Annotated in this window: 18 protein-coding genes; 2 read left to right on the forward strand and 16 right to left on the reverse strand. The window is 40.4% G+C overall.

The features are described 5' to 3' along the window. Positions 1-65: 65 nt before the first annotated feature. The 16 genes from H7N67_RS04730 to H7N67_RS04805 form a co-directional block, all read right to left on the reverse strand. Positions 66-923 carry a cytochrome c1 gene (locus H7N67_RS04730; RefSeq protein ID WP_187939228.1) on the reverse strand — a complete coding sequence of 286 codons (858 nt, stop codon included), beginning with the start codon at positions 921-923 and terminating at the stop codon, positions 66-68. Continuing rightward, positions 920-2158 (reverse strand): cytochrome b, encoded by a 1239-nt coding sequence (locus H7N67_RS04735; RefSeq protein ID WP_187939229.1) that lies wholly within the window; start codon positions 2156-2158, stop codon positions 920-922. Before H7N67_RS04735 ends, H7N67_RS04730 begins: the two co-directional genes overlap by 4 nt. Before the next feature lie 10 nt (positions 2159-2168). Continuing rightward, positions 2169-2672, reverse strand: coding sequence for a ubiquinol-cytochrome c reductase iron-sulfur subunit (locus H7N67_RS04740; RefSeq protein WP_000763657.1), 504 nt, complete (start codon positions 2670-2672; stop codon positions 2169-2171). Between the two features lie 124 nt (positions 2673-2796). Next, entirely contained in the window at positions 2797-5796 is a 3000-nt protein-coding gene (gene mfd, locus H7N67_RS04745) for a transcription-repair coupling factor (RefSeq protein ID WP_187939230.1), read from the reverse strand. Between the two features lie 3 nt (positions 5797-5799). After that, positions 5800-6114, reverse strand: a complete 315-nt coding sequence (locus tag H7N67_RS04750; protein WP_000384498.1) for a bactofilin family protein — start codon at positions 6112-6114, stop codon at positions 5800-5802. 14 nt (positions 6115-6128) lie between these two features. After that, the gene (csd1, locus tag H7N67_RS04755; protein ID WP_120809108.1) at positions 6129-7067 is read right to left on the reverse strand and encodes a peptidoglycan DD-metalloendopeptidase Csd1; all 939 of its coding nucleotides are present in this window, start codon (positions 7065-7067) and stop codon (positions 6129-6131) included. Positions 7068-7075: 8 nt separating this feature from the next. Further along, positions 7076-8002 carry a M23B family cell shape-determining DD-metalloendopeptidase Csd2 gene (gene csd2 / locus H7N67_RS04760; protein ID WP_187939231.1) on the reverse strand — a complete coding sequence of 309 codons (927 nt, stop codon included), beginning with the start codon at positions 8000-8002 and terminating at the stop codon, positions 7076-7078. Next, entirely contained in the window at positions 8002-9171 is a 1170-nt protein-coding gene (locus tag H7N67_RS04765) for a bifunctional folylpolyglutamate synthase/dihydrofolate synthase (RefSeq protein ID WP_187939232.1), read from the reverse strand. Before H7N67_RS04765 ends, csd2 begins: the two co-directional genes overlap by 1 nt. Further along, on the reverse strand, positions 9161-9673 hold the full coding sequence (lptE, locus tag H7N67_RS04770; RefSeq protein ID WP_042636839.1) for an LPS assembly lipoprotein LptE: 513 nt from the start codon (positions 9671-9673) through the stop codon (positions 9161-9163). Before lptE ends, H7N67_RS04765 begins: the two co-directional genes overlap by 11 nt. Beyond that, positions 9670-12090 carry a leucine--tRNA ligase gene (leuS, locus tag H7N67_RS04775; RefSeq protein ID WP_187939233.1) on the reverse strand — a complete coding sequence of 807 codons (2421 nt, stop codon included), beginning with the start codon at positions 12088-12090 and terminating at the stop codon, positions 9670-9672. Before leuS ends, lptE begins: the two co-directional genes overlap by 4 nt. A 9-nt stretch (positions 12091-12099) precedes the next feature. Next, positions 12100-12438: a DUF6394 family protein gene (locus H7N67_RS04780; RefSeq protein WP_000383774.1), complete on the reverse strand. Its 339-nt coding sequence runs from the start codon at positions 12436-12438 to the stop codon at positions 12100-12102. Positions 12439-12447: 9 nt separating this feature from the next. Further along, positions 12448-13419 carry a protein translocase subunit SecF gene (gene secF, locus H7N67_RS04785; protein WP_187939234.1) on the reverse strand — a complete coding sequence of 324 codons (972 nt, stop codon included), beginning with the start codon at positions 13417-13419 and terminating at the stop codon, positions 12448-12450. A gap of 8 nt (positions 13420-13427) precedes the next feature. Next, positions 13428-15005, reverse strand: coding sequence for a protein translocase subunit SecD (secD, locus tag H7N67_RS04790; RefSeq protein ID WP_187939235.1), 1578 nt, complete (start codon positions 15003-15005; stop codon positions 13428-13430). Next, a complete protein-coding gene (gene yajC, locus H7N67_RS04795) occupies positions 15002-15385 on the reverse strand; it encodes a preprotein translocase subunit YajC (protein WP_120993130.1) in 384 nt (127 codons plus the stop codon). The genes secD and yajC overlap by 4 nt, the downstream gene beginning before the upstream one ends. A gap of 47 nt (positions 15386-15432) precedes the next feature. After that, the gene (gene nhaA / locus H7N67_RS04800) at positions 15433-16749 is read right to left on the reverse strand and encodes a sodium/proton antiporter NhaA (protein ID WP_187939236.1); all 1317 of its coding nucleotides are present in this window, start codon (positions 16747-16749) and stop codon (positions 15433-15435) included. A 23-nt stretch (positions 16750-16772) separates the two neighbouring features. After that, positions 16773-19601 carry a RecB-like helicase gene (locus tag H7N67_RS04805; protein ID WP_187939237.1) on the reverse strand — a complete coding sequence of 943 codons (2829 nt, stop codon included), beginning with the start codon at positions 19599-19601 and terminating at the stop codon, positions 16773-16775. A 248-nt stretch (positions 19602-19849) separates the two neighbouring features. Here H7N67_RS04805 and rpsB point away from each other — a divergent pair, with 248 nt between their 5' ends. Together rpsB and tsf are read left to right on the forward strand one after the other, a co-directional pair. Continuing rightward, positions 19850-20644, forward strand: coding sequence for a 30S ribosomal protein S2 (rpsB, locus tag H7N67_RS04810; protein WP_000258279.1), 795 nt, complete (start codon positions 19850-19852; stop codon positions 20642-20644). Next, complete coding sequence (gene tsf / locus H7N67_RS04815; protein WP_187939238.1) at positions 20644-21711, forward strand: translation elongation factor Ts; 1068 nt, start codon at positions 20644-20646, stop codon at positions 21709-21711. The genes rpsB and tsf overlap by 1 nt, the downstream gene beginning before the upstream one ends. Positions 21712-21731: the final 20 nt, after the last annotated feature.

Genomic DNA, 21731 nt, shown 5'->3' on the forward strand with positions numbered 1-21731 from the left:
GTAAAGAAATTGATGATTAGTCTCATAGAAAAAGCCCCTTACATGCTCTCCCCCCCTTTTTTAATTCAATGCACTTCGCTCCAAACTTTTCTTTTCCATGCATAAGCCAAGAACGACAGCACCGCAAAGAAAATCATGATTTTTATCCCTAAGGTATTCCTTTCATGTTTTTTCCTATCGCCCGCTTTTTCCAAATAAGAGATGACTTGTTTTTGAGCTTTTTCACTTAACCCCACTCTGGGCATAGCCGTGCCAGGCAAAAGCTTTTGCGGATCGTTGATGAAAACATTCAAGCCATGTTCGCCCTTAGCTCTAATCATCATGGACAAATCAGGCGCATGAGAGCCTAAATAATTGGCTAGATCTTTAGGATCGCTAAAGGCCTTATCTTTCGCATAATCTAGGCTATGGCACCTTTGACAGCTTTGGGCAAACACTTCCTTATCGCTCAAACTTTTAGGCAAAATAGAAGTGAGATACGCCACAATATCGCTCAAATCTTGATCGCTAAATTGAGAAAAGGCCGGCATAGGATAGGGCCTTTCATCGTTGAATTTATGGCTCAATTTCGCCGTTTTCACAGGATCTTTGATGAAGTGGGCTAAGAAATTCGCGTTCAAAACCCCCGCCACATGGCTTAAATCTGGTGGCACGACCCCAAAAGAGTTGCTCGCGCTAAGGCTGTCCATAGGGGCTGGAATGTTTTGGGATTTAATGCCATGGCAAGCGGTGCAATTTTCGGCTACAAGCTGTTTGCCCTTATTAGCGTCGCCATTTTTTAAATCAATCGGCTCTAAATCCTTGAACGCAAAATCTACCGGAGCGACTTTAGGGTGCATCACCGAATGCGCATAAGGCTCAACCCCATAATAAATCACGCCTACCACCACAATAAGGATGATGAGAATCTTAAATTCTTTCATCTAACACCCCCTTGTTTCTTGCTCTCAGCGATAGTGATAATGGGCAATACCACAAAGAAAAGGGCTAGGAAAGTGATTGAACCAAATAAGCCGATGTATTTACCAATCCCAAGCGGAGGCAATTTACCATAGATCGTTAAAACAATCATATCAATGATTAAAAGCCAAAACCACACCATAAACGCTGGCCGTTTGTGCGCGGGAGCGACGACTGGGCTTCTGTCTAAAAAGGGCAGTAAGAAGAAAATCACTTGCGCCACGCCAAAGGCCATTAGCCCTAAATCAGCGCTAAAGAAAAAGCCCCTTAAGACTTCATAGCTCCATAAGAAATACCATTCAGGGTAAATGTGAGGCGGCGTTTTAAGGCTGTTAGCCCTTTCAAAGTTAATAGGATCCATCGCAAAATCGTAGTGGTAACACACCAGGTAAAAGAAAAAAACCATGAATGCGCAAACCACAAAAATATCTTTAGACAAGAACACCGGCCAAAAAGGAATGACTTTGGATTCTTTTTTCTTGCCTTCAATGAATTTCTTTTCTTCCAATTCAAAGTCAATTTCTTCGCCTTCTTGGTTATTGACATGCGGGATGCGTAAAGAATAAAAATGCACCCCAACAAGTAGAATGATCGCAATGGGCAGTAAAAACACATGGAGCATGAAAAAGCGCGTTAAAGTGGAATCCGCCACAACATAATTGCCCCTAATCCACTCCACCACATCAGCCCCAATGAAAGGAATGCCTCCAAATAAATTCGTGATAACCGCTGCAGCCCAATAGCTCATCTGCCCCCAAGGCAGCATATACCCGCTAAAGGCTTCCGCGCTAAAGACCACAAACAAAATCATCCCGCTAATCCAAATCATCTCACGGCCCTTTTTGTAAGAGCCATAATAGATGCCAACAAACATGTGGATATAAATGATGACAAAAATCATGCTCGCTGCCGTGGCATGCATGTGGCGCCAAAGCCAGCCATAAGCCACTTCTTGCATGATCGTGAAATTCACGCTATCAAACGCCATTTTCGCATCAGGCTTGTAATACATGAGCAAGAAAATCCCTGAGACCACAAGCACGCCAAAAAGGGTTAATAAAATCACCCCCATCGCCCATAAGAAATTGATGTTTTTAGGGATCCAATATTCTGTCATTAGCACTTTAACAAGCTTGTTAGTGCCAAGGCACATGTCCAGCCATTCGCCTAAATTCTTCGCTTTTTTTATCTCTGCCATGGAACTCTCCTTACGCTTTAGCCATCATTTTCTTGTATTCAGCCCCGGCTTCACCAAAAGTGATTTTAGTGCCTTCAATTTTAAAAGGCGGGATATCAAAAGGGCGTGGAGGGGGAGTGCCGGCAATATTCACGCCATCAGCAGTGAAACGCCCCCCATGGCATGGGCATAAAAAACCTTTTTCTTCATCTTGATAAGTGGGGATACACCCTAAATGCGTGCAAATTTGAATGGCTGTGGTAAAAACGCTCTCGCCAATTTTAAAATCGCGCCTTTCATTAAAGCCCTCTTTTTTAGAACGCTTGAGGATATAGACCGGTTTCCCACGCCATTCCACCGTGGAGAACTGCCCTTCTTGCATGTTCGCCACATCTATGGTTGTAAAACCGGCTGAAACAACGCTTGGAAGCGGATCCCAAGTCTTTTTCATCGCTACTAGACTGGCTATAGCCCCTATAGCTGTAACGCTAGCAAGGCTCATTCCTAAAAAATCACGCCTTTGAATATCTGCCATGATTAAAAACTCCTTAATGATAATTACCTTTTAACGACTAAAGGCCTAGCAAATCCCTATTTTACAACAAACTCTCTTAATAATTTTTTTAAAATAACAAATTGAGGCTAAAATCAAACGCTTTTCACCGCCGCTTTAAAGAAATTTGAGCGCGCAGATGTTTCAAAAGGGTTTCTAAAATATCGTTATCGTCTTTGCTTGGGGCTTTTAAGCTTTCTTTATGTTCATCGCTATAAGTAAGGGTGATGTTTTGATTGAAATTAGAAAGTTTAAGGATGCCAAGCTGGTTGGCTAAGATTTTAAGCGTAATGATTTGTAAAAATTGAGCGCTCAAATCGTCTATTTTGCCAAACCTGTCTTCTATTTCTTCATGGATTTGCCCCACCTCATCTACATTTTCACACAAACTCAAACGGCGATACAAATCCAACCTCAAACTATCGCTTGCAATGAGTTCAGGGTTTAAAAAAGCGCTCACGCTAAGTTGGATTTCTACGCTTTTTTCAAGCCTTTTCTTCCCCCCACTCAATTCATAAATCGCGTCTTCAAGCATGCGCGTATAGAGTGCATAACCAATGTTTTTAATATGCCCGCTTTGATCCTGCCCAAGCAAATTCCCGCCCCCCCTGATTTCTAAATCATGATAGGCGATACTCTCCCCACTACCCAAATACGAATTTTTTTCTAAAGCGAGCAAGCGTTTTAAAGCCTGTTCGTTCAAGTTTTTTTGATCTTCTATAAGGAAATAACAAAAGCCTTCTTTTTTACCTCTCCCCACACGCCCTCTCAATTGGTGCAAATCAGCCAGCCCGAAATTTTGCGCATTATCTATAATAATCGTGTTAGCGTTAGGCAAATGGATCCCTGATTCCACAATAGAAGTGCACAATAAAACCTGATAGTTCCCCTTAGCAAACTCTAGCATGATTTCTTCGCTCTCATTAGCGTTAATCTGGGAATGCAAAATAGCGATTTTGAGTTTAGGGATTAAATTTTCTAGCTTGGTTTTGACTTTTGAAATGCTAGCGATGTGGTTATGGATGTAAAAAATTTGCCCGTTACGGCGTAATTCTCTATGAATAATCTCTTTTAAGAGTTCGTCATTCTTTTCTTTCAAAAAAGTGCGGCTGGGCTTTCTGTCTGTGGGTGGGGTTTTTAAAGAGCTAATGCCTTTAATTTGAGAGAGCGCCATATTTAGAGTGCGCGGGATAGGCGTGGCGGACATGCTTAAAAAATGCACGCTCTTACTCAATTCTTTTAAAGCTTCTTTTTGTTTCACGCCAAATTTATGCTCTTCATCCACCACCACCAAGCCCAAGTTTTTAAATTTCGCGCCTAAAATCGCATGCGTGCCTATTAGCGCATCAACTAGCCCTAATTCCACCGCCTTTAAAAGCTTGTTTTTTTCGCTCGCATACCGATCCAAACGAGCCACTTTAACGCCAAAATTTTCAAAACGCGCCCTTAAAGTCTCAAAATGCTGGTGCGCTAATAAAGTGGTAGGCACAACTAACGCGCTTTGAAAGCCGTTCAAAAACGCGCAAAAAATCGCATGCATCGCCACTTCTGTTTTCCCAAAACCCACATCCCCACTCAAAAGTCTATCCATCACCCTGTGAGAGCTTAAATCCTTTGAAATTTCAGCGATAGCCTTTTCTTGATCGCTGGTGTATTCAAACCCCGCATGCGATTTAAAGACTTCCAACTCCGCTAAATGCACATCCATCTTTTTACCCAAGATCAAATTGCGTTCAGCCGCTAATTCAATGATCTTGCCTGCAATCTCTAAAAGCTTAGTCCTGACTTTAGCTTTTAATTTGAGAAAACTCCCTTTCCCTAGCCGGTCTTTAATAGGCACGCTATCGCTTTGCGCCACATAACGAGCGATGAGATGCAAATTTTCTACCGGTAATAGCAGTTTGTCTTCGCCCAAATAAGCGATTTCTAAAAAATCCCTCTTGCTCCCTAAAACGCTGTGTTGGACTAATTGAGAAAACACGCCCACCCCATAATCATCATGCACCACCCATTCGCCCGGATTCAATTCATTCAAAGCGAGCTTGGATTTTTGGCGTTTTTTCTTCCTTTCAAAGGAATTGAGCGAAATAAAAATCCCATCAGGGGTTTTAAAATTTAACACAAAGGGGGCGATGACGCATTGAATGCTGCTTTTTTCAAGCGCGCCTAATACATTGTCTAAAATCGTTTTATTGGGGGCTAGGAGCGTGATTTTATGATTTGAATGCAAAGCGATAAAGCCTTCTAGGGCATGCGCATGGATTTCTAAATCTTCATAACCTTGCGCGTTTTCTAAAACCTTTAAAGATTTGAAACGCTCACAATCCAATTCGTTTAAGCTCGCTAATTCTTGAATTTCTTCTAAAGCTCTAGGGCTTATAACGCTTTTATAAACGCTTAGCAAGTCTTGCGCTTTTTCTCCTAAAAACCACAAACCAAAACTGGTTAAATCTTTAGAAAAGCTATTTAAGGGGCTTTGTTCCACTTTTGTTTTTAGATCCTTATAAGATGGTTCGTCCAAACTAAAAAGCGTGGGGGGGATTTCAATTTCTAACAACTCTTCTTTAAGGCTCATTTGAGTGGTGGGATCCAATTCCTTAATGCTCTCACACTCCGTGTCAAAAAAACTCAAGCGATATGCTTTAGAATTGGGCGCATAAATATCCACAATATCCCCTCTAAAGCTCGCTTCGCCTTCCACTTCCACTAAGTCTAAAATTTCATAGCCATAATAAAAGAGCTTGTCTTTCAAATCCTTAAGGTTATATTTTTCTAAAAGAGTGATTTTAAAGCTCTCTAAAAGTTCTTTTTTGGGCAAAGGGTGTAATAACGCGCTAATAGGGGCAATGATGATAGTTTTTTGTTTGTTTTCTAAGGCTTGATAAAATTCCCTCAAAGCTCCTAAAAGCTGTAAAAATTCTTCAAAAAACGAACGCAAATCGTCGTTTTTTTTAGCCCTAAACTCCGGGAAAAGAACGGCTTTAATATTTGGCTTAAAATAGCTTATGACTTCTTTAGCGAGCTCGGACTCTTTAAAATCCTTACAAGCGAGTATTTGATAATCAAAGCCTTTGTTTAAGGCTCTATAAAGGCTAGATTGGATCATTCCCTATTTATTTTCAATCTTCTTTTCTTGCTCATTGATCAACAACGCCCCCCCTTGAATATTCTTAGGGCGAGTTTCCCCAATCAAAATCCCCTTCCTTTCCACCACAAGCTCTTGGCTAGAGATCTTACCATCAAGGCGCCCTAAAGGCATGATTTCTACCACTTCCGCTTCCACCGTGCCAGTGAACTTGCCATTGACCACTAATTTATTAGCAAAAATCTCACCCACTACCGAGCCGGTTTGCCCGATCACCACCGTGCTTTTAGAATGCACCACCCCCTCTAATTCGCCATCTACGTGCAAATGGTAATCCAAATGAAGCTCACCCTTTATTTTTGTGCCTTGAGCGATGATAGTCGCTGGTCCTGTTTTTGCATTAGCCGATTTATTATTGTTATCAAAGATTGCCATCTGATGCTCCTTTCTTTATTAAAAACTTCTTCAAAATCTTTCATGTTCCATTTGGTGAAACTCATGGGGTTTATGGGTTGATCTAAGAAGCGCACTTCATAATGCAAATGCGGTCCTGTACTCATTCCTGTATTACCACTATACCCAATCAACTGCCCTTTTTTGACAAATTCGCCCGTTTTTACGACGATTTTATTCAAATGGGCGTAGTAGGTTTTAAAACCAAAAGGGTGGAAAACCTTAATCAAATTCCCATACCCCCCATTCCACCCCTTACTCGCTAACCCCACTACCCCGCTCGCGCTCGCATACACAGGCGTGTTAATGGCGGTGCTTAAATCAAGCCCGGTATGGTTGTGCAACACATGCAAAATAGGGTGCATTCTTTTATTAAAAGCGGCTGAAACGCGCCGATAGGATTCTAGCGGGTAGTCATTAGGGATAAGGCGCATGATAAAGCTTTTTTGAAGCCCGGTAATCCCAGCGACATCCAGACGGCTGGAAAAATTGCCCTCTTCTTTTTCTTCTTCAGGCCTATTCACCCCCACCACTTCTTCTAAATCGTTGATGCGCTCCCCTGAAAGTTGCAAATCGTCTAAAAATTCATCCATTTGCAAGGAAAGCTTTTCATTCGTCTCTTTTTTTTTCTCAAATTCTTTAGTGATTAGGGCATGCTGCTTTTCAATATTTCTAATTTCTTTATTTAAAACCAGTAACGAAATGCCTAAAAACAATAAAGATCCCACAACGCTCAACAGCGCATACAAGCCAATTTGACGGAATAAGATATGAACATTAATGTAACGGCTCCCTTTAGAGTCCGTAACCATCACAATCAAACGCCTGTCTAAAAACACCAAAATCCTTACTGGCTTATTAGCACATCTTTATCCACATGCTCTTGGAGCTGGACAATGTCTTCTAAAACCCAAAACAAATTCTTCCATTCAATAAATTTATTTTCTTCTAAAGCGCTTTGAAAATGATCCAAATCCCATGCCAGAAATTTTTCTGCGTCTAAAATTTTACCCAAAAAGCGCACTTCATAATGCAATTTTTCGCCGCCGCTATTACCGCTCTTCCCGCTATAGCCAATCAACTGCCCTTTTTGGATAAAGCTTTTGGGCTGCACATTGACATGATCTAAGTGCGTGTAAATGGAGCTAAAACCAAACGCATGTTCAATGCGCACCAAGTTCCCATACCCCACATTAGAATTGGTCTTCACAAAATCCACAATCCCATCAGCACTCGCATAAACAGGCGTGTTTAATGGTGCGATAAAATCAATCCCGGATTCAACGCCCTTAATCTTTTTAATGGGGTGGTTCCTTTCTTTGGTGGGTTTGATCGCACTATAAGTTTTCAAGGGCATGCCATTAGGAATGAGCATGAGCGCTAAATGTTTTTGAGCCAGATTCAAATTGTCTAAATCCACTTCATCATAAAGATGCACGCCCCCATTAGCCCCTCTTTTGACTTCAATCAAGGATTCTATCGTGCGAATCTTTTGCCCCACAATAAAGAGCTCTTCTCGCTTGTTTTTAATCTCTTTTGTTAAAGTGTAATTTTTTTGATACAAACCCCTAAAATCCCTTAAAACCGCATTCCTCTCGCTTGTCATCGTATCCATTTTAGCGATTAAAAATTTTAAAAACCCTACGCCAAGCCCCACGATCAATAAAAGAATGATAACAGAAATGATGAGGTTGCGTTTTAAATTTTTAGAAAATTTGAGCTGTTTAGAGCCTGATTCATCAATGATGGTGATCACAAGCTGGTTTTGCGGCATCAATCCCTCTTCTTTGGATAGCGTTCATAAAAAGCGTTGGCTACCAGAAATGAGCCATACACCAAATAATTTTCATCTTCTTTCAAATCTTCAAACAAAGCGTGTTCTAACCCTAAAGTTTCTAAAATCCCTTTAAGCTTTTCTAATTGGATAATTCTTTCATTATGCAATTTTAAAATCAAAACCTTTTTAATGACAGGTTTTAAAATTTCTAGCACCAAAAAAGCGTCTTTATCTTGATAGCAATTATAAATCAAAACGATTGGAGCGTTAAAAATGCGTTTGATTTCTTCTTTTAAGGCTTTAGCGCTATGGGGGTTATGCCCCACATCTATTAAGATATTAGGGCTTAAAAGCTCGCAACGGCCGATTAAATTTAGGGGTTTTAGGTTTTTTAAAACTTCTTGTTTATTGCATGGCATAAGCGTTTCAAACGCTTTTAGAGCCACTTCTAAATTCATCGCTAAAAAATGGGCTAAATGGTAGCGTTCAATATAATCCTTGACTCCTTTTGAAATCTCGTTTTGAACCACAATCAATTTTGCGTGTTTGTCTTTGGCGATTTTTTGAGCGATATTTAAAACCAGTTCTTGTTGGGGAGCGATGATATTAAGAGAATCCATCGCTTTTAATTTAGTGGTCGCAATGCTTTCTAAACTATCCCCTAAAAATTCCTTATGATCGTAATCAATGGGGGTGAAAACGCTTAGGGTTTTTTCTAATGCGTTCGTGCTGTCAAACTCCCCCCCAAGCCCCGCTTCTAAAACCAAATAATCGCAATCTTTAGCGAGCATGACGGCTAGTAAGGTGGCGTATTCAAAATACGAGCAAGCGCTGCTGAAAGCGTGCGATTGCAATTGCTGGTGGGCGTTTTCTAAAACGCTTTCTTCAACAACAGAATCATTCAAAAAAAAGCGCTCCCTAAATTCAAAAACATGAGGGGAGGTGAAATGCAACACCTTAAAATTTTGATCGGCTAATAAAAGGGTTAAAAACCGCCCTGTGCTGCCCTTACCATTAGTCCCTACCACATGAATGACTTTCGCTTGAATCTCAAAAAAAGCGTTTTTAAAATCTTTATAAATTTGAATGAAACGGCTAGGGTCAAACTTATGGTATTCTTTAGGCTTTGTTTCTAAAAACGCCTTTAATCCATGGCTATTTTTCATTATTGAATTTCCCCTCATAAGCGATTTGAGCCACAAATTTAGTCAAAGTCTGTTCCACAGCCTGATTGATAGCATAATAGCGGTTCTGGTAGGTATTAAGGGGGTCTTGCAAATTCACAGCGTAATTATAATACCCGCTATCTTGAAAAGTCTTTTGTGTGCCTCTTTTATTATCGTAGGTGTAATTCACAGACACGGTTGCGCGATAGAAAGTCGTAAAGCCTTCTTTATTTTGCGTGATACTCGTATCGGTTACATTCGTGATTTCTATAATAATGATAGAATCCGCATCTTTTTCACTCGCTAAGCGGTTTTGGAAGCGTTGCATGACTAAACGATTCATCAAGTCTTTAAACTCTACAGAATTTTCAGGGTTAGGCAAATTCACAATGAGTTTCACGTATACGCTATCGCCTAAAGCGTTTTGAGCGTAAGCCGCAATGGGCTTATACCCACAACCCTTGAACCAAAGCAACAAAATAAAAAAAAGTAAAGCCCTCATGCGACAACAAAATTAACAAGCTTATTAGGCACATAAATTTCTTTTTTAACGCTCGCCTTTTCTAAATATTTCTCTAATTCTTTTTTAGCCAAAACAATGATTTCTTCTTTGCTGGCGTTAATATTGACTTTCAATTCCGCACGCCTTTTGCCATTAATGGTAAGCCCTAAAGTCATAAAGTCTTCTATCAAAGCGCTTTCATCTACTTCTATAGGCTTAAAATTCTCTCTTTTAAAAAGCCTCTCGCTCAACTCCCATGCGGTGTGCGGGATAATAGGCTCTAAAATTTGCAACAACACAAAATAGCCTTCGCATAAAATTTGCTCATTACTTTGCGCACTCAAAGCGTTTAAAGCCTCCATGCAACTTGCGATCAAAGTGTTAAACGCGTAAGCGCTTTCAGCCTTATTGAAAATTTCATGCGATTTTTTTAACGCTTCATAGACTTTTTTACGCCCTAGTTTTTGCGCTTCATTCAGGCCCACTTCTTTAAATTCAGGCTTAGAAGTAGTAGGGCTAATGGCGTTCGCTTTATCATATAAGCGCTTGATAAACCGGTGTGCGCCTTCTAAAGCGCTGTCATTCCATTCCAATTCTTTAGCCGGTGGGGCAGCAAAAAGGATAAAGAGCCTTGCCGCATCGGCCCCGTATTTTTTGAGTATTTCTTTAGGGCTGACGACATTGCCTTTAGACTTGCTCATTTTAGCGCCATCTTTTAAGACCATGCCTTGAGTGATAAGCTGTTTGAAAGGCTCATCTAAATGAAGATAGCCCAAATCCCTTAAAGCCTTAGTGAAAAAGCGCGCGTATAACAAGTGCAAAATCGCATGTTCAATACCGCCAATATAAGTGTCCACCGGCATGAAATACTTCAAGTAATTTTGATCAAACGCTTGATTTTCACGCTGATTTTTGGGGGTGGTGTAGCGCAAGAAATACCAACTGGACTGGATGAAAGTGTCCATGGTGTCTGTTTCTCTTAAAGCGTCTTTGTGGCATTTGGGGCATTGAGCGAATTTCCAACTCGCATGCTTTTCTAACGGATTGCCCTCCCCATCAATCACAATGTCTTCAGGTAAAGTTACCGGCAGTTGGGTTTCAGGCACGATCCCGCAATGTTTGCAATGAATCATAGGAATGGGCGCTCCCCAATACCTTTGACGGCTCACTCCCCAATCTTGCAAGCGGTAGTTGATGACCCTTTTACCGAGATTTTCTTTTTCAAAATAAGCGATGATTTGCTCTCTGGCCACTGAGCTAGAAAGATCGCTCCACTCCCCACTATTTTTTAAAACCTCTTCTTTAGTGTGGGGCAAATTTTGAGGGCTTTGCGTGATCACTTTAATAGGGATATGATAAAGATTAGCGAATTCAAAATCCCTTTCATCGCAGGCTGGCACGCCCATTAACGCTCCAGAGCCATAATTGGCTAGGGCGAAATTAGCCACCCAAACAGGGATTTTTTGCTTCGTTAAAGGGTGGATAGCGTAAATGCCTAAAAACGCCCCTTTTTTCTCTAAGGCTCTTTCTCTTTGAGTCGTGTTTAAAATCGCTTTAATAATCTTTGAATCTTCTTGGCTCACTCGCTTAATGGCATGCTCTACTAAAGGGTGTTCTGGGGCGATGGCGATGTAAGTTACGCCATAAATGGTGTCCGCTCTTGTGGTAAAAACTTCAATTTCTTGAATGCCATTGCAAGCCTTCAAGCACTCATCAGCGATTTTAAAACCAAATTGCAACCCGCTAGATTTCCCTATCCAGTTTTTTTGCATAATTAGGACTTGAGAAGGCCAATGATCTTCTAAAGCCTCTAAGTCTTTTAGCAATTCTTCAGCGTAATTTGTGATCTTCAAATAATATTGATAGAGTTCTTTTTGAATGACTTCCGTATCGCAACGCCAACACCTCCCATCAATGACTTGCTCATTAGCTAAAACGGTTTTGTCGTTAGGGCACCAATTGAGCATGGCTTTCTTGCGATAAATTAGCCCCTTTTCCCACAAATCAATGAAAAATTGCTGTTCAAATTTCGTGTAATCCGGATCTGAAGTGGCAAATTCCCTGTTTTTAGAAAAAGAAAACCCTAAAGCTTCAAACTCTTTTTGCATGTTTTCAATGTTTTCATAAGTCCAGGTTTTAGGGTGGATACCATGCTTAATGGCCGCATTTTCTGCAGGCATACCAAAAGAATCAAACCCCATAGGGTGTAACACATTGTAATGGTGCAAACGATAATAGCGCGCCAACGCATCGCCAATGGTGTAATTGCGCACATGCCCCATGTGGATTTCCCCACTAGGATAAGGCAGCATGCTCAAAATGTATTTTTTAGGGAGGTTAAAATCGTCTTTAGGCTCAAAACTCTTATTTTTCCACCAAAATTCTTGCCATTTTTTTTCTATATTGATAAAATCCATCGTTACCCCTTAATCCGTTTCGCTCGTTACAACGCTTTCAATCAACAAAAAGATGAGGCTGAAAGCGTTGCTAATCAAAGCCCCAATCATGAGCATGTAAGCTGTAACCAAATTATTTAAAATCTGTAAAAACACAAATGCCGGTATGAGGTGCAACACGGTGGCTAAAGAGCTGGCCAATAGCTCTGAAGCGAAACGCTTGCACACCCCAATTTTGAGCGTAACAGAAATAAGGTTTAAAGCTAACGCTACAAACAACACCACCGTGTTAGGCTCATACAAAAACCCTGCAATGGTGGTTAAAGAAATAAGGCTGAACAGCACATGAACGACCCGACCCCAATCCATAGAAACTCCTTAAACTTGACCGCCCTCATACAAACGGCGCATTTTTTCTTTCTCTTGAGCTTTTTTGATTTTTCTAGCCTCATTCTCATAATATTTATCCATATCAAAGCCTAACAATAACGCCACTTTAGGGGCGATGAAAATAGAACTATAAGTCCCTACAATCGTGCCTATTAGCATGGGCAATGAAAAGCCAATAATGATCTTACTCCCAAACACGCACAAAATCAACACCACAAAAAACACGGTTAAAGAAGTTAGAAGCGTGCGCGTGAGCGTGCTGGAAATGGCTTCATTAATGGCTTGAGTGGCGTTTTTGGTTTTTTGAGAGAGCATCTCTTCTCTGATCCTGTCAAAAATAATGATCGTATCATTAATGGAATACCCGATCAAGGTGAGCAAGGCCGCAATCACTTCCAAATTCATATCAATCTTAAAAACAATCACTGAACTTGCCACTAAAACCACATCATGCACAAGCGCAATAACGCTCGCTAAGGCAAAACGCCATTCATAGCGGAAACTCACATAAACCATGATCGCTATTAAAGCTAAAATCAGCGACAAAACGCCTTTTTCTTTCAATTCACTCCCCACTCTAGGCCCCACGGTGTCAAATTTACGGATTTCAAAATCGCCACTGGGTTTTAGAATGTTAGCCACAATAGCGTTCAGATCTTCATTTTCAGCCGTTTCTACAAAAGGGAATTTGATTAAAATTTCTTCTTTAGAGCCAAATTCGCTCACTTGCACGCCTTTGAAGCGAGCTTCTTTTTCAAAAAGATCGCGCACTTCTTTAATGGGAGCGTTTTGGGTGTAACGCACTTGCACCAAACTCCCCCCCGCAAAATCAATCCCTAAAGAAAACCCTTTAAAAAACAAAAGCCCTAACGCTAGAAGAACTAAGATCGCTGAAACAACCACCCCATAATTGGAATAACGCATGAAGCTTAAGATTCTAGTTTGTTTGAATAATTCCATAAAACCTCCTAAGCTCTTTTATTCACGCCAAACCAAAAGTAAAGGCTTTTTGTTTGAGTGAGTTTAGGCAAAAGGGCTTGATAAATCCCTTGCGTGCCTACAATGGCGGTGATAATAGAGGCTAAAATCCCAATGCCTGTGGTTAGGGCAAAGCCTTTGATCGCTCCTGTGCCATAAGCGTATAACAACACTGAAGCGATCAAAGAAGTGATATTAGAATCAAAAATCGCCCGGCTCGCATTGATATAGCCTAAATGGATCGCTTTAGCGATACCCTCATTCTCTCTTAAGACTTCTCTAATGCGCTCGTTGATAATGATATTAGCATCCACGGCAATCCCCACGGTTAAAACAATCCCCGCCATTCCCGGTAAAGTCAGCGTCGCTCCAAAAATCGCCATGACCGCCACAATCAAAAAAAGATTGACCACTAACGCCAAACAAGCGATCACTCCCGCCATAGAGTAATAAAGCACCATAAAACCCATCACCAAAATAAAGCCCCCTATGAGAGCGATAATGGAAGTTTTAACGCTGTCTTTCCCTAAACTTGGGCCTATAATCCTTTTTTCTAAAACCTGAATGGGAGCGCTCATCGCCCCACTCCTTAAAGCGATCGCTAGATCGCTCGCTTGAGCCACGCTAAAATTCCCGCTAATTTGCCCGCTCCCTCCGCCAATACGCTCTCTGATCACCGGGGCTGAATAAACCTTATTGTCTAAAACAATCGCCATGCGTTTGCCCACATTCGCGCCTGAAAAATCCCCAAAAATCTTGGCCCCTTGCGCATCTAGCGTGAAGCTCACCACCGGTTGGTTATTTTGGTCATACACCACTTTCGCGTCTGTAAGCATTTCGCCATCTAAAATAGGGATCGCTTTGAGCAAGATTTTACCCCCCATTTCCGCATCAGACAACAACACGCTGCCTAATTTTTGAGCCTCTAAATCCGTCATTGTCATCGCATCTTTATTGTGCTCTTCATCCACCGCCATCATCTGCAAATGAGCGGATCTTGAAATCAAGTCTTTAGCGCGCCGTTCTTCTTCTAAAGTCTTAATGCCAGGCAATTGCACTGAAATTTCTTCTCTACCTTGCTGAATGACTACAGGCTCTGCCAAACCAAATTGATCCAAGCGGTTACGAATGATCCCTATCACTTGCAAAATCGTGTTTTTACGCAATTCCTCTTGCTCTAAAGGGGTGAGCTTCACGCTATAAAACTCCGCTTCTTTTTTGATTTCAAACTGGCTATGACCCTGCAATTCCAATAAAAGCGCGTCTAATTTTTTCGCCTCATCTTCATCTAAAAGCTCAAAACTGATCCCTTCTAGACTGGATTTAATGTCTTTAAGCAAGATATTTTGCTTTTTAGCGTTGTATTCTAAAGCGGACGCCAAGCTTAAATACTTGTTTTTTAAAGCCTCATCGGTTTGCACCCCTAAAAGCATGTTCAACCCCCCCCTTAAATCCAACCCTAAAGTGATTTTAGGGCCTTTAGTCTCTAGTAAAGAAGGCACAGAAAACCCTACCCCTAAAAGAAGCGCGCAAATAAAAACGATTAAACGAGAGTTAAAAAGTTTCATTTAGTTGTTATTTGGCGTTGTTTCAAAGTTTTAGTACCAGATAATTTTGCCGAGATTTCTTCTCTGCCTTGTTGGATAACTATAGGCTCTGCCAAACCAAATTGATCCAATTCGTCTAATTTGAACGCTATATAGTTTTTAGAAAGTTTGGCGGTGGTGTCATCATTGAGCTTCACGCTAAAAAAATTCGCTTCCGCTTTAAGCACCTCAACGATGAGCCCGCCTTGAGTAACAATTTTATCGCCCTTAGTCAAACCCTCTATCATTTCTTTGTGCTTTTTTTGTTGCTGGCGTTGCGGGCGAACGATCAAAAAATAAAAAATAAGAAACAACACCAAAAAGGGTAAAAGCGTTGTTAGAATGTCTCTAATTTGTCCCATTTAATTTCCTTAAAAGATGTTTTAATCTCAAATTATAGCATTTTTAGCTATTTCTTTAAAGCCGCTCTTTTGTCTAGTGCAAATAAATACAAAGCCCCTATGATTCCAGAAATCAAAGATCCGAGCAAAATCGCAATCTTTGCCACTTCCATAGCGTCTTTATGCTCGCTCGTGAAGGCCAGATTAGAAATAAACATAGACATGGTAAAGCCAATCCCTGCTAAAAGCCCAGCCCCTAAAATATGCCACCAACTGATGCCTTTAGGGCGTGCGGTGATTTTAAGCTTTTCGCTTATAAAAGTGATTAAGAAAATCCCTAAAGGCTTGCCCAAACAAAGCCCTAAAATAACCCCTAAAAGCACCTTATCCACTTCTAAATTGATGCTAGAATCAACGCTCACCCCAGCGTTTGCAAACGCAAATAAGGGCATGATGAAATACCCGCTAATGGGGGCTAGAAAATGCTCCAATCTCTCTAAGGGGCTTTGTAAAGTGCTCGCTTTTTCTTCAATAGAATGCAAGATTTCTTGCTGCTCTTTGGTCAAAAGCACTCCTGAACTCGTCTCTGCGTATCGTTTGCCTAGTTCCAAAAGCTCTACATTTTTAGAATCTTTAGGGATTTTCACCGGTATCATAAAAGCTAGAACCACTGCAGCAATCGTCGCATGGATACCGCTTTGATGCACGCAAAACCAAAGCAACACCCCTAAAAGCAAGTAGGGGATGAGCGAGCGGACATTCAGGCGGTTCAATACCGCTAAGATAAGAACCACCCCTAAAGCCCCTAAAAGCCATGCGAATTTTAAATTCGTGGTATAAAAGAGCGCGATCACCACAATAGCCCCCAAGTCATCAGCCACCGCTAGAGTGATTAAAAAAACCTTTAAGGCGGTTGGCACCCTCTTGCCTAAAAGCATGATCACGCCTAAAGCGAACGCAATATCCGTCGCCATAGGGATCCCAAAACCATGCTGAGAAGGCGTGTTAGCGTTAAGAAAAAAATAAATCAATCCTGGAGCTATCATGCCCCCAAGAGCCGCGATCACAGGGAAAGAAGCTTTTTTGAAACTGGATAATTCCCCAAACAACAATTCTCGCTTGATCTCTAAGCCTATCATTAAAAAAAATAACGCCATTAAAACATCATCAATCCAGTTGTGCAAACTAAAGCCGATAAAAAAATCCCCTATTTGAAACCCAAAAGGGGTGTGCCATAGCGCAAAATAACTTTCTTTTAAAAACGAATTAGCCACCACCATCGCTAAAACAGCGTTTAAAAAGAGGAAAATCCCTCCAAAAGACTCGCTTTTAATAAAGTTCTTAAGCGTCACACTGAGCGCGTTTTCTGTTTTTTTGAGATTCATAGACAACCTTAAAATTTTTATTTTCAAACCCATAATTTTTCAAGCAGTCTTTTATGAGCGTAAATAATGCCCGCTTGTATCTTAAAATGGGGGGCTTGAGTTTTTAAAAACGCAGCGTAATGAGACACTTGAGCCTTGTGGCTTTGCTGGTAATTTTGAGAGCTTTTATAATCTAAAACATACAAATTTTGCCCCTTATCCCACAACAAAACATCAATCCTAGACACAACCCCTTCAAATAAAAAAGCCACTTCACCCCTTAAGGCATAATTTTTAAAAAGAGCTTGTATCTCTGCATCGTTTTCAAAAAGCTCTAAACTCTCTTCTAACGCCTGATAATCCAAACCATAAAAACCATGATGGTAGTTTAAATATTCTAAAACGCTTTTTTTAGGAATGTTATAAGCGTATTGGTATTCCAATCCCTTATGCAAGGCGATACCAAAGTTGATCGCTTCCTGGTCGTTATTCTTTTCATAATCGCTATCTGGCTCTTCTTCTATCTCTTGGACTTGCTCGCCATAGGCATGGGGCTTGATGAGAGTGCTTGTAATTAAAGGCTCTTTTTGAGGAGAAATAACCGGCATAATTTCCCCCTCTTCTAAAGGCACAAGATCCAATTTTTCGTGCATTCCTTTATTTTTGCTTTCTTTTTTGTCTTTGGCCACGACAATCAGCCCTAACTCAGCCCTAGTGAATGCGACATAATACACATTGGTTTCTTCATGATTTTTAGCCGCTTCTTCTTTGTCTAAAGCCCTAGCGTAATCTTTATCCACCACCTCACGATTTTTCATTCTGTAATAAAGGCGAAGAAGCTCTGCGCCGTCATATTCTTCAAGGAGTTGATTGGAATGGCTTGAATTAGGCTTGCCCAAGCGTTCGCACACGATCACATAAGGGAATTGCATGCCTTTAGATTTATGAATGGTCATGATCTGTGCACCTTTTGAATGGGAAGAAGCGATCGCTTTAGCCTCTAATTTTTCCAAAAATCCATCAGCGTCTTCGCACCCAACCGCTAATTCCAAGCAGCTTTGCGCAGGCTCTCCATAAAGCTCAAACAATTCCATCACCTTCCACACAAAGCTTGCCACGCTCTCTTTTTTGGGGTTAAAACCAGCTAAAGCGATCGCATCATCATGCAAGTATCCAGCGAGTTTTAAAACGCTGTGCTTATAAAAGGGCTTGTAAGGTTCTTCCGCTAGAGCGTATTCTAAAGCGTTCTTAATGATTTTAGACTCTACAAATTGAGACAATTTTGCACTAGATTCCGTGCTTGGGTGGATTGCACTCAAACGCTCTTGCAAATAATTTTTGATTTCTAAAGCGTCGTCATTAGTGGCGCATAAAATGGTAATGTCTTTAGGCTCAATACGATGCTCTAAAAGGTTTTGAGCTTCTTGTAAGACCTGATCTAATAGCAATTCTCTTTCATCAGCCACTAAAGAGACTTTAACATAGCCGTCTGTAACATGTTTATTTTGAGAAGTTTTAGGGTATTTTTGCTCCAAATAAGTGGTGGGGGAATTTTGATAAGCCTTTTTAAAAATGGTGTTCACATAATTAATAATCAAAGGCGCACTGCGGTGGTTGAATTCCAGATTATCGTGGTAAAAATCCTTAGAAACGCTTTCAAACAAGGAACTAAAACTCCCCCTAAAGGCATAAATGCTCTGCTTGACATCTCCCACAAAAAACACGCTCCTGTGCCATTTTGCTTGCCCTATCCCGGCTTTAATCTCATCAATAAAAGGGGCTAAAATCTTATAATCGTTCAAACTCGTGTCTTGAAATTCATCAATCAAAATGTGCGCAATCTTGCTGTCCAACCTGAAATAAAAAAACTCCGCCGGCATTTCTTCATAACCATTCAATAAGACATGAACCTTATCTTTAATCGCATCAAAATCTAGGGCTTGGATTTTAGAAGTGGCGTTATCATAAAGCTGGATGAATTTAGGGAATTTTTTAAATATTGCGGTTTCTTTGGCTTCATAATAGCGTTTTAAATCGTTTTCAATCTCTTCGCACTCCCTCTCTAAAGTGGGGATTTCACTTTTAAGTTTTTTGAAAGATTGATATTCGCTCTTTTTTTCAAGCCAGGTTAAAGAGCTGTTTAAAAATCCCCTAAAACTATCGCATTTAATGGCTGTTTTAGCCCTATCTGACGCTGTTTCTATGCTTTGAATTTGTTCGTTTAAGCTCCTTAGTTTTTCTAAAAAACCCTCTTCATCAAATGCAGGTTCTTTCTTATTAGGATCAAATAAATAGAGCTTGTTTTTTAAAAAACGCAACCGCTCTAAAATGGAATCGCTTGTGTAACTCTCATAACTTAAGCATTGAGCGATAAAAGCGCTCAATTCTTCAAGCTGTTCGCCATTTAAAGCGCTCAAAAAACCCTCATTAAGCTGTTGCTGGTGCGCTTTGGTGTCTTCATTGACTTCAAAATTCGCGCTCAACCCCACAAACCAGCAAAATTTCCTTAAAATGCTTTGGAAAAACGCATCAATGGTGCTGATTCTAATTTCAGCGTTTAAAAAGCGTTGGTAGATTTTTTGAGCGCTATTTTGCACCAAGCTAGGGTCTAAATGGTATTTTTCTTCTAATTCTTTTAGGATATTTTGGGATTTTTCTTTTTCATTTTCAAGGTTTTCTTGTTGCAAAATTTTTAAATAGTCTAAAATGCGCTCTTTCATTTCGGCGGTGGCTTTTTTAGTGAAAGTGAGCGTTAAAATCTCGCTAGGATTAGCCCCCTTAAACAATAGGGCCAAAAACCGCACGCTCAAAGCGAAAGTCTTCCCACTCCCTGCTGAAGCCTTTAAAGCCATGCATTGTCTTTTTGTATCCATTGAGATCTATCCTAAAATTTCTGTTTTGTCTTTATTATAACCTAAAAGCCTTTTTTACTTAAGCTAAAAAACCCTAATCTTTTGCTATAATCATAGGGTTTTGTCGTTTTTTCTATCATTTTAGGAACAAGGCAAAGACAGCGTCAAATTCACACATGCTAATCCTTGTATTTAGGTGTTCTTAAGAATTTAAGAATCAAATGAGCATGGAGGAAGAGAACCAAAATAACTTTAAGGAGAATATTCTCATGGTAACCATGAAAGATTTATTAGAATGCGGTGTGCATTTTGGACACCAAACAAGGCGTTGGAACCCTAAAACCAAGAAATTCATTTTTGGCGTTAGGAAAAATATCCATATTATTGATTTGCAAAAAACTTTGCGCTATTTTAGATACACTTATAATATCGTGCGCGATGCGAGCGCTCAAGGCAAGAGCATCATGTTTGTAGGCACTAAAAAACAAGCCAACGAGACTTTGAAAGAATTTGCTGAAAGCATTCAAGTCCCTTATGTCAATTACCGCTGGCTTGGTGGCATGCTGACTAATTTTAGCACCATTAGAAAGTCGGTTAGGAAATTAGAAATTATTGAAGAAATGGAAAATAGCGGTCAAATTGATCTATTGACTAAAAAAGAAAAGCTCATGATTTTAAGGAAAAAAGAAAAGCTGGATAAGTATCTTGGTGGGGTGCGCCACATGAAAAAAATCCCTGATATGATTTTTGTGATTGATGTGGCTAAAGAAAAAATCGCTGTCGCTGAAGCAAGAAAACTCCATATCCCTATCGTGGCTCCCTTAGACACCAACTGCGATCCTGATTTAGTGGATTACCCCATTCCTGGAAATGACGATGCGATCCGCTCTATTAGGCTATTTTGTAAAGAAATGAGCGAAGCGATTTTAGAGGGGCGAGAACTCATGCAAGAAGAAATCGTCCATGCGGATGAAAATAGCGAAGAGATAGAGTATGTGAGCAATGAAGAAAAAGAAGAAATGCTCGCTGAAATCCAAAAAGAAATCACTCAAGGAGCCGAATAATGTCAGGAATTAGCGCTCAATTAGTCAAAAAATTAAGGGACTTAACCGATGCGGGCATGATGGATTGCAAAAAAGCCCTTGTGGAAGTGGCTGGGGATTTGCAAAAGGCCATTGATTTCTTGCGCGAAAAAGGCTTGAGTAAAGCCGCTAAAAAGGCCGATAGGATCGCTGCTGAGGGCGTGGTCGCTTTAAAAGTAGCGCCTGATTTTAAAAGCGCGATGATGGTAGAAATCAATAGCGAAACGGATTTTGTGGCTAAAAATGAGGGCTTTAAGGAATTGGTTAAAAAAACTTTAGAAACGATCAAAGCCCATAACATTCATACCCCAGAAGAACTGCTTAAAAGCCCGTTAGACAACAAGCCTTTTGAAGAATATTTGCACTCTCAAATCGCTGTGATTGGTGAAAACATTTTAGTGAGAAAAATCGCTCATTTAAAAGCCCCTAGCTCTCATATCATCAATGGTTATGCGCATTCTAACGCTAGAGTGGGCGTGTTAATCGGTATAAAATACGATAATGAGAAAAACGCTCCAAAAGTGGTGGAATTAGCCCGAAACATCGCTATGCATGCCGCAGCGATGAAACCTCAAGTATTAGATTGCAAAGACTTTAGCCTTGATTTTGTCAAAAAAGAAACTTTAGTCTTGATCGCTGAAATTGAAAAAGACAATGAAGAGGCTAAACGCTTGGGCAAACCTTTAAAAAACATCCCCACTTTTGGGAGTCGCATTGAATTGAGCGATGAAGTTTTAGCCCATCAAAAGAAAGCTTTTGAAGACGAATTAAAAGCGCAAGGCAAGCCTGAAAAAATCTGGGATAAAATCGTTCCTGGAAAGATGGAAAGGTTTATCGCTGATAACACCCTTATTGATCAACGCCTGACCCTTTTAGGGCAATTCTATGTCATGGACGATAAAAAAACTATCGCTCAAGTGGTTGCTGATTGTTCCAAAGAATGGAATGACGATTTAAAAATCACTGAGTATGTGCGTTTTGAATTGGGCGAAGGCATTGAGAAAAAGGCAGAAAATTTCGCTGAAGAAGTGGCTTTGCAAATGAAGTGAGATTTTAGCAAACAACCTTT

Origin of the sequence: Helicobacter pylori, assembly GCF_014498195.1 — a bacterium.
Taxonomy (GTDB): domain Bacteria; phylum Campylobacterota; class Campylobacteria; order Campylobacterales; family Helicobacteraceae; genus Helicobacter; species Helicobacter pylori_DO.

Excerpts from the sequence above, each read along its gene's own strand:
- H7N67_RS04730 (WP_187939228.1), bottom strand. The coding sequence starts at position 923 with ATGAAAGAATTTAAGATTCTCATCATCCTTATTGTGGTGGTAGGCGTG.
- H7N67_RS04735 (WP_187939229.1), bottom strand. The coding sequence starts at position 2,158 with ATGGCAGAGATAAAAAAAGCGAAGAATTTAGGCGAATGGCTGGACATG.
- H7N67_RS04740 (WP_000763657.1), bottom strand. The coding sequence starts at position 2,672 with ATGGCAGATATTCAAAGGCGTGATTTTTTAGGAATGAGCCTTGCTAGC.
- mfd (WP_187939230.1), bottom strand. The coding sequence starts at position 5,796 with ATGATCCAATCTAGCCTTTATAGAGCCTTAAACAAAGGCTTTGATTAT.
- csd2 (WP_187939231.1), bottom strand. The coding sequence starts at position 8,002 with ATGCCGCAAAACCAGCTTGTGATCACCATCATTGATGAATCAGGCTCT.
- H7N67_RS04765 (WP_187939232.1), bottom strand. The coding sequence starts at position 9,171 with ATGAAAAATAGCCATGGATTAAAGGCGTTTTTAGAAACAAAGCCTAAA.
- lptE (WP_042636839.1), bottom strand. The coding sequence starts at position 9,673 with ATGAGGGCTTTACTTTTTTTTATTTTGTTGCTTTGGTTCAAGGGTTGT.
- leuS (WP_187939233.1), bottom strand. The coding sequence starts at position 12,090 with ATGGATTTTATCAATATAGAAAAAAAATGGCAAGAATTTTGGTGGAAA.
- H7N67_RS04780 (WP_000383774.1), bottom strand. The coding sequence starts at position 12,438 with ATGGATTGGGGTCGGGTCGTTCATGTGCTGTTCAGCCTTATTTCTTTA.
- secF (WP_187939234.1), bottom strand. The coding sequence starts at position 13,419 with ATGGAATTATTCAAACAAACTAGAATCTTAAGCTTCATGCGTTATTCC.
- secD (WP_187939235.1), bottom strand. The coding sequence starts at position 15,005 with ATGAAACTTTTTAACTCTCGTTTAATCGTTTTTATTTGCGCGCTTCTT.
- yajC (WP_120993130.1), bottom strand. The coding sequence starts at position 15,385 with ATGGGACAAATTAGAGACATTCTAACAACGCTTTTACCCTTTTTGGTG.
- nhaA (WP_187939236.1), bottom strand. The coding sequence starts at position 16,749 with ATGAATCTCAAAAAAACAGAAAACGCGCTCAGTGTGACGCTTAAGAAC.
- H7N67_RS04805 (WP_187939237.1), bottom strand. The coding sequence starts at position 19,601 with ATGGATACAAAAAGACAATGCATGGCTTTAAAGGCTTCAGCAGGGAGT.
- rpsB (WP_000258279.1), top strand. The coding sequence starts at position 19,850 with ATGGTAACCATGAAAGATTTATTAGAATGCGGTGTGCATTTTGGACAC.
- tsf (WP_187939238.1), top strand. The coding sequence starts at position 20,644 with ATGTCAGGAATTAGCGCTCAATTAGTCAAAAAATTAAGGGACTTAACC.